Source organism: Chitinophaga sp. (assembly GCF_036566945.1).
Classification (GTDB): domain Bacteria; phylum Bacteroidota; class Bacteroidia; order Chitinophagales; family Chitinophagaceae; genus Chitinophaga.
In genome coordinates, this window is sequence record NZ_DATCVJ010000664.1 from 1 (window position 1) to 8,627 (window position 8,627).

Annotated in this window: 8 protein-coding genes; 5 read left to right on the forward strand and 3 right to left on the reverse strand. The window is 45.3% G+C overall.

Annotation, left to right across the window (positions count from 1 at the left end):
* Positions 1–257, forward strand: a 257-nt coding sequence (locus VIP81_RS20225; RefSeq protein ID WP_331965365.1) for a glycoside hydrolase family 97 C-terminal domain-containing protein, incomplete at its 5' end; no start/stop codon positions are given.
* Positions 258–340: 83 nt separating this feature from the next.
* Here the strand turns inward: VIP81_RS20225 and VIP81_RS20230 are convergent.
* Positions 341–1,414, reverse strand: coding sequence for a BamA/TamA family outer membrane protein (locus VIP81_RS20230; RefSeq protein ID WP_331965368.1), 1,074 nt, complete (start codon positions 1,412–1,414; stop codon positions 341–343).
* Positions 1,415–1,731: 317 nt separating this feature from the next.
* On the opposite strand from VIP81_RS20230, the gene VIP81_RS20235 reads away from it, so the two are divergent.
* Complete coding sequence (locus tag VIP81_RS20235) at positions 1,732–3,396, forward strand: glycosyltransferase family 39 protein (protein WP_331965371.1); 1,665 nt, start codon at positions 1,732–1,734, stop codon at positions 3,394–3,396.
* Between the two features lie 77 nt (positions 3,397–3,473).
* Here the strand turns inward: VIP81_RS20235 and VIP81_RS20240 are convergent, their stop codons facing one another.
* Complete coding sequence (locus VIP81_RS20240; RefSeq protein WP_331965374.1) at positions 3,474–4,322, reverse strand: 2OG-Fe(II) oxygenase; 849 nt, start codon at positions 4,320–4,322, stop codon at positions 3,474–3,476.
* 117 nt (positions 4,323–4,439) lie between these two features.
* Here VIP81_RS20240 and VIP81_RS20245 point away from each other — a divergent pair, with 117 nt between their 5' ends.
* On the forward strand, positions 4,440–5,258 hold the full coding sequence (locus VIP81_RS20245; protein WP_331965377.1) for a helix-turn-helix domain-containing protein: 819 nt from the start codon (positions 4,440–4,442) through the stop codon (positions 5,256–5,258).
* 40 nt (positions 5,259–5,298) lie between these two features.
* Positions 5,299–6,858, forward strand: a complete 1,560-nt coding sequence (locus VIP81_RS20250) for an FAD-dependent monooxygenase (protein ID WP_331965380.1) — start codon at positions 5,299–5,301, stop codon at positions 6,856–6,858.
* Between the two features lie 214 nt (positions 6,859–7,072).
* Here the strand turns inward: VIP81_RS20250 and VIP81_RS20255 are convergent, their stop codons facing one another.
* On the reverse strand, positions 7,073–8,005 hold the full coding sequence (locus VIP81_RS20255; protein WP_331965383.1) for an AraC family transcriptional regulator: 933 nt from the start codon (positions 8,003–8,005) through the stop codon (positions 7,073–7,075).
* A gap of 302 nt (positions 8,006–8,307) precedes the next feature.
* Between VIP81_RS20255 and VIP81_RS20260 the strand changes: the two genes are divergently transcribed.
* Positions 8,308–8,627: sugar phosphate isomerase/epimerase family protein (locus VIP81_RS20260; protein ID WP_331965385.1), on the forward strand; the 320-nt coding region annotated here is incomplete at its 3' end.

An 8,627-nucleotide genomic window follows, 5' to 3' on the forward strand; every position in this document is an offset into this window, starting at 1 on the left:
AAGTAGCAGTAGTGGCTAAACGAAAAGGGGAGCAATGGTTTATCGGCGGCATCACCAACGACAAAGAAAGAGACGTAACATTCAGCTTCGACTTTTTAGAAAAAGGTAAAACCTATACCATGACTTATTTTGAAGATGGCATCAACGCCGGGAAACAAGCCATGGATTACCGCAGGAAAACCATACCTGTGAAAGCCGGGGATAAAATAACTATCAAAATGGTACGCAATGGCGGATGGGCGGCAGTGCTGAAATGAATGTAATCCGTCTTAAAAACAACATCCCTACAGCCTGCACTGTAGGGATGTTGTTTTTATAAAAATCTCCAATGCTTATCACATTAAAATGCTTCCCCAATTCTGAAATAGACCCCATAATCTCCTTTACCCACCGCGGCGTCCAAACCTACATTAAACTTCGTCTTCTTAAATGGATTGTATCGATACCCCACGCCTCCACCAGGATATAGTTTCCAGTCAAAACTTTCGGTATCAGAACCATAAATCGTTGCCAGGCCTACGAAACCTACTAACCCCATTTTCTTATGAAAATTAAAGCGGTATTCACCCTGCACATCCATCAAACCTGTTCCCCGATACTTGCCTTCCGAATATCCCCTGATATCTCTTCCACCCAGCGTCACCTGCTGTTCAAAGGCGATATTGCCCAATCCAAATTTGCCCATAAACCTGGCGGCGATGATATCGTGGTTTTGCCGCATGGGGAAATATTTATCAAATTCCAGGGAAACCCTGTTTGCCTCCGCGGTATTGCCAAACCAGGTCGGATAAGTTTTCCAGCTTAACTGTATTTTATCTCCCTTGGTAGGATAATAAACAGCATCCCTGGTATCATATAGCACATTCAATACAATCGCATTGGTATGGGATACACTGGTAGGTTTTATAGTGTCCTCATACACCGTATTGTAATGTGCATAGGTATAAGACAGGCCGGCATAAAGACCTTTGATAATTCTGCGCTGTACGCCAAAGCTCACGATAGTGGTTTTGGTGCCATAGTCATAAAAATCAGGATCATCGATATCATCCACGTAAAATTGTGAATTTTGAGTACCGGTCAGCACAAACAGTTTTGCACGCCACTTATCTTCCGCGAAATACCACCTGTTAAAAAAGGCAAAAATATACGAACGATTCGTAGTATAAATAGCGGACATGCCCGATAATGATTTAGGAGAAATGGTGTCATTTTTATTCAGCCGGTACATCATCATTGGAATAGCCCCAAACATAAATTTCAGATTCCGGTTGTAACTCAGATAGGGCATTACGTGGAACTCAATTTTCTTTTCCTTTTTCGGTGCTTGTTTCGGCAGGCTATCGGTGCCCGTCTGACCAAACAGGCAAGTGTAACTACATATAAACGACAATAGCCAAAGCGTTTTTTTCATCTGCTAAATTTAATGTGAGCGTACTACATTTTCCGGATGCCCTTTCACATGTTCAATCAGATTGGTATTGGATATCATCCTGTGGATCTACGGTGGGTATACTAGCGATGTAGATAACAAGCCGAACACACTAAAGGTTTATTATTTGCGAAAAAACAGCCATTTACCGGGCTTATTAAGCTGCTTAATACCGCTAACGAGCCTACGAAATCTTCCCCACAGCAACAAACACCTCCTATTGTAAAAGAATTTCCTGATTTGTAAATGATGGTATATGAACATATATTTGTTTAATCAACCATTTACATACGGTACATATGCGTGCAAATAAACTATCAGGTGTCCTATTATTGTCAGTGATTGCAGCCCTATTTTTTATTCCTTTTCTCGGACGGGTTCACTTGTTTGACTGGGATGAAATAAATTTCGCGGAGTGTTCCAGGGAAATGTTGAAACTGGGCGATTATACCAGGGTCTACGTTAACTTTAAACCCTTCTGGGAAAAGCCACCCATGTTCTTCTGGATGCAAAGTCTTTCCATGAAAATATTTGGGATCAATGAATTTGCGGCGCGCTTTCCCAATGCGGTCTGTGGCATTGCTACCCTGATTGTCTTGTTCCTTTGTGGTACAAGATTGTACGATAAAAAATTCGGGATACTCTGGGCACTCGCTTTCGGCGGCTCGCTTTTCCCTAATATGTATTTCAAATCCGGTATTATTGATCCCTGGTTTAACCTGTTCACCTTCCTGTCGCTCTATTATTTTATTTTGTACAACTGGAAAAAGAATGGATTTGACAAAGATGGCATTAACAAAAAACCAGTATACTATGCTGTGTGGGCAGGCATTTTTATGGGACTTGCCATTCTCACCAAAGGACAGGTAGCGTTGATGGTATTCCTGATGGTGTTGGGCGTCTACTTTATTTATAACAGGTTTAAGTTCTTTTTCAACTGGTGGCATGCGCTTTTATTTTTGATCGTCGCGTCGTTGGTAACCCTGACCTGGTACGGATATGAAACAGCCAAGAACGGCCCCTGGTTTATTACAGAGTTCCTGAAGTACCAGTACCGCCTCTTTACTACCCACGACGCAGGACAGGCGGGCTTTTTCGGATATCACTACGTGGTGCTGCTCGTAGGATGTTTCCCGGCTTCTCTTTTTGCCATTCCTTCCTTCTTTAAAGCGCGCTATAGCAGCAGGTATGATAAAGATTTTAAGATCTGGATGCTGCTGTTGTTCTGGGTAGTCACACTGCTGTTCACGATTGTACAATCACGCATTATTCACTACTCCTCTCTGGCCTGGTTCCCGATCAGCTTTCTGGCGGCCTATTCATTTTACAAATGGGACAGAAAGGAAATGGATTATAAAAAATATGTGGGCGTATTAACGGCTATCCTGGGAACGATCATCGCATTGGTACTCCTGGCGGTGGCTTTGATCGCTTTAAATATTAAGCAATTGATCCCATATGTGCACGATACTTTTGCACAGGCAAATATGGCCGCTGAGGTAAAGTGGAATGGTTGGGAAGGTATCGTGGGCCTCCTGATGCTGGCCACCATTATTGTGGGATTAAGGCAGTTGAAGAAGCGTAAATTCATGAATGCGGCCACCACTTATTTTGTGGGAACGGGCCTGGTTATTTTTCTGGCAGCAGCGATCATTGTTCCGAAAGTTGAAAAGTATTCTCAGGCCGCTGCTATTGAGTTTTTTGAGCAAAGACAAGGAGAAGATTGTTATGTAACCACCTTAGGTTACTGGAGCTATGCCCCTTTCTTCTATACGCATAAAGAAAAACCGGTGAATGAAAATTCTTACGATGAAACGTGGCTCCTGACCGGCCCTATTGATAAACCTGCCTATTTTGTCACCAAAATAGATAGAGTAGATCAGTATAAACAAAATACCTCCCTGAAAGAGTTGTATCGTAAAAACGGGTTTGTGTTTTTGAAGCGGGAAGTAGCTGCCAAATAATAAAATAAATGACAACAGGAAAGGCGTTGCGGTACATCCCAACGCCTTTCCTGTTATTATTTTGAGCCGGTATGCTTTTACTTTTTACCGGAAAAGAACCGCAGCACTTTGCTAATGATTTTATCGTTGGCACCGAGCATGCCTTTTATCTCCGTATAAACGGCCACCATCGCATTATCCAGCTTCACCATAAATTTCTTCCCTTCTTCTCCGGGGCGTACCATGTAATGGGTGGCTCTGCGGAAAGGCTGGGCTTCTTCAGTATAATAATACAAAGCGATAGATCTCCTGAACTGATCTTCAGGACAGGTAGTAGGTTCCGGATGGCCATGGTAGGAATCAGCATCTGTATTAAAAATAACACAGCGATTAAAAACAGGCAGCACTTTCTTTTCGCAAGCCTGCATGTTCGTGTCCCATAGTTCCAGTTTACCGCCCCATTCTTCTTCCCAGTCTTTGTTAAGGTACACAAGTACATTTACGCGCCGTTGCCATTGACGATGATGCGGATGTACGGTAAAATCGGCGTGGATGTTAAGATAGCCGCCTCTTTTGGACTGATGGATACCACCCCCTTCGAGGAGGTCATCTTTCATCAAACCTTTGATCCCGGTCAGCGTACTAAGAAATTCCAGGAACTCCGGGGAATTCAATTCATTAATGGTCCGCTTAATAGACGGTGGCAAGAGATCAAGCTTATTCAGCCCTGCCTTGTTTTCATTGTAATGAACGTAATTGATCCAGCCATCCGCCTCATTTAATTTGTCAAACTCCTGCACACAGGTTTCCAATACATCAGGGTTCAGGAAGTTTTCTAATACAATGTGAGGGTAAGGACTGGCTCCCTGGTATTCGGCGCTTAGCGAGGGGAGCTGACAATTCCAATGATCACGATCAAATAACTGCGTGGTTACGGTTGTTTGCACTTCTTGAATGTTTTAGACATGACTTTCAAAGGAGTTATAAATATAACGTAAATAATCATTCGATCAGCACTCCTATCCTGTTCATCTTCAATACACACCAAAATGCTATCTTTCAGGATGCAACACGAAGAATTTGAGCCCCGGGAAGAGCTACGGGACAGCATCAGGTGCTTTTGGCACAACACAAACGACTTCGGCGAACAGCCGTCGGCTTTTGAAGTAACGCCTGATGGTTATGCGGAAATAATTTTCCATTTCGGCAGCGGCTGTAGCATTGCTGCTAATGGCGCCTTACAGCCATTGCCATCGCCATTTATGATGGGGCTACTCAATCAGCCGGTTCATTTTTACGCGCAAAATCGTTTAGAAATCATTGCTATCAGGTGCTATCCCTGGACGGTGTTCGATTTGCTCGGCCTCCCCTCCGATAAAAAAGGGGTACATATATTTGAGCATCCCATCACCGGGCTTCATGCCAGCTTAAGTAAGCTGGTAGCCGCAGGACAAATAGCCGAAGCCATCAACCACGTACAACAGTACTTTCTTGACGCGAGGTCGCGGATTCCGATGGACAGCATGCTATTCAAAGCCGGAGTGGCCATGAGGAAAGCCAATGGTACCCTGCCCGTTAGCCAGGTGGCCGCCGCCGCGCATGCAACGGTACGTACCCTGGAAAGAAAGTTCAAGCAGTCTTCCGGCCATACGATCAAAGATGTATCAGGACTGATGCGCTTTGAGCAGGTACGCAACCACTTGTGGCATTATCCCGACGCCAACATTGCCGGCCTCGCTCACGACCTGGGCTATACGGACCAATCCCACCTGAGCCGGGAATTCAAGCGCTATAGCGGTACTACGCCCGCAGCATTTGCACGGAAGACAAAGAAAAGGAAAAAGGCAGTCAGTAATGATTTTGTCGCGTTTGTACAATCCTAGTGGAGCCGCATTCCGGAATTTTGTGTCTCAATAATGCAATATGAAAGCTACATCTAAAGACATGAAATCCACAACAGATCCTATATACGACGTGATCATTTCCGGCGCCGGGCCTGTGGGCCTGTTCCTCGCCTGTGAACTGGCCCTGGCCCAATGTTCAGTACTGATATTGGAAAAAGCGGAAGATCCGCATTCGCCCCTGAAGCAATTCCCTTTCGGCATCCGGGGACTCTCCGCCCCTTCTATTGAAGCATTATATCGCCGTGACTTGCTGAAAGAGCTGGCCTTACATAAACGTCTCAAAAGCCCACACGCAAACGCCGTACAAGCAAGCCGCCGTCAGGCGGGGCATTTCGCCGGCATCCCTTTTTATGAAGATGATATAGATACCTCACAATGGGAGTATCGCCTGCCCGGCTCCCCTGCTACCGCTTTAATTTCTGAAATGCAGGAAATTGAAACAGCGCTGGTCCAACGTGCAACAGCCATGGGCATCACCATCCTGCGTGGGTTGCCCACTACGGACATTCACCAAACCGCAGATGGCGTAACCGTGCAGTCGGGCGACCGATCATTTAATGGCAAATGGCTCGTGGGCTGCGATGGCAGCCGTAGTGCTGTTCGTAAAGCCGGCAGCTTCGACTTCGCCGGTACCGAGCCCGAATTTACCGGCTACTCTGTACAGGTGGACATCGCCGATCCGGAAAAGCTCCTTCCCGGCCGAAACATGACCGCCACAGGCATGTACCTTCAATCCCAGCCGGGGTATATTATGATCCAGGTATTTGATGGCGGCGCGTTTCATCATTCCAAAAAGCCGATCACGCTTGAACACGTGCAGGAATTGCTACGCTACGTATCTAACACCGATGTAACCCTCAATGCGCTGCATATCGCCACCACGTGGACTGACCGGGCACGACAAGCCACCACCTATCGCAACGGACGAATATTTTTAGCCGGTGACGCCGCGCATATCCACTCGCCGTTGGGAGGCCAGGGACTTAACCTGGGACTCGGCGATGCCATGAACCTGGGATGGAAACTAGCCGCTACCATCCATCACCATGCGCCGGAAGCCTTGCTGGACAGCTATTATACCGAACGCTATCCTCTTGGCGAACAGGTGCTGGACTGGTCACGCGCCCAGGTGGCCATCATGCAATCAACTCCTTCTGCCCGCGCACTGAACGCCATTTTCCGCGACCTGATGACCACCCGCGACGGCGCCACCTGGTTCGCAGGACGCGTAAGAGGTGTACACACACGTTACCCGCTCGCTGGTGACCATCCTTTAACAGGTCGCAGCGTTCCCGACTTTGAATTTGAAGATGGCAGCAGGATCGGTGAGTTCATGCGCAATGGCCAGGGGATACTGCTCGACTTTGACAGGAATCCTTCCCTTCAATTATTAGCCGATGAATATGGCCAGCGGATCAGGTATATTTCCGCCAGCGCAAAAGAACAATTCGGTTTGAGTGCAGCGCTGATACGCCCCGATGGCATCATCGCCTGGGCGACTGACGGGGAGCCAGATGCGAGCGCGCTTCAAAAGGCCGCTGATCAATGGTTTGCAGGTAATGTAGGCATCTCTCAATAAAATATTATTTCCCGCAAAGGCGCAAAGCAGCAAAGAATACCGAAGCGAACTTTAAATCCGCAAAGCCTGCAGATGATATAATAGCCATAAAAAAGACAATTATGTCATCTTCGCGCCTTTGCTGCTTTGCGCCTTTGCGGGAAATAATATACTTTTCGGTCAACCCCTGACCCGCTATCGTTTACCTCCATCACCTCCAAAATCCAGAAGCAGATCAATCACCGGTAGGCCGGAAACTGGGTGCACTCACATTACTTTCTATAAACGCCTTCCGGTATTCTCTCGGAGAAGTTCCCTGGTAAATTTTGAACTGTCTGTTGAAGTAGGAAATATTATCAAACCCACAGGCATAGCATATTTCAGAAATCCCATTGTCTGTTCCCATTAATAATTTCGTAGCATGACTAATCCTGATCTCATTTACAAACTGCGAAAATGTTTTAGTGGTTCTTTTTTTGAAGTAGCGGCAAAATGCCGCTTCGTTCATATATGCCAGGGCGGCAGCAGATTTGCTGTCTACATGCCCTGCATAATTTTCCAGCACATATTTAAATACGGATTCTAATTTTTTCGAATCTACATCCTTATAGTGTATTTTTCTGGGATCATCGGTAAGGAGCTGCACACTATCCCTGCTTCTTAGCGACAATTCATCCAGGATCTGTAACAGTATAATCAGATTTTTCATTTGCTGACTTGCCTGAAACTGAAAAAACAGGGTATTCACAGCAGATGATATCTTGCTAAATTTTATCCCATACTCAGACAACTGTATCAGTTCTCTTATCTTTCTCAATTCCAGGTTATCAAAAAAATCTTTGCCGATAAAGTCCTCTGTAAACTGTACAATAATAGCGTGCGCTAATTCGTCGGTACCCACCGGCGAACTATTATTACAGAAACAGTGCACCAACCCCGGACCAAACATATAAATCTCTCCTTCATTGTAATTCATGACCTTATTACCCGCATACATTTTACCCTCACTTTTTACAATCAGGATCAATTCATACCCATGATGAAAATGAAAAGTATTGGTGAAACGTGGCTGACAAAATTCTTTCACTACAAAGCTGGAATCCTCCGGCGTAGAGATATGCCGGTAAGCCACTTCCGGAGTAGATACGTGTCGGTAAGAAATTTTCATAATGCCTTTATATTTAGTACACTATTTATTTTCCAAAGCTGAAAAATAAGGAGTTTGGTAAATATAGTATCGATATATTGCAAATGAAGTACTTTTATTTAAACGGAAGTCTGAATAAGTTTGTGATACAATGATTTTATTTAAACGGTTCCTGTTATGAAATCGATCAGGACATGACAGCTGCCATGCTATTGGTTATTCTTCTATAGTGGACAAGAAAAGTTTACGTAGCTGACATCCGCAAAAAACATTCATCCACATTAATACAATAACGCGTTATGGAATTAGCGATACACAATTGGATGCGATCCGAAACAATAGAAACGACTATCAAGCGGGTTGCCGCGCTTGGATATACCAAACTTGAAATTGCCGGCACCCCGGAACAGTACGACACCAAAAGCATCAGCACACTGATGAAGCAACATGGCTTGTCGTGCTGGGGATCTGTTACACTGATGCTGGGAGATCGGAACCTGCTGGCCAGAGACGAATCACAACGTGCAAAATCAGTACAATACGTGAAGGACGTAGTAAAAATGGTAAAGGAACTGGATGGCCATATGGTATCAGTAGTACCCTGTACTGTTGGAAAAATTATACCTGATGGAAGACCAGCCGA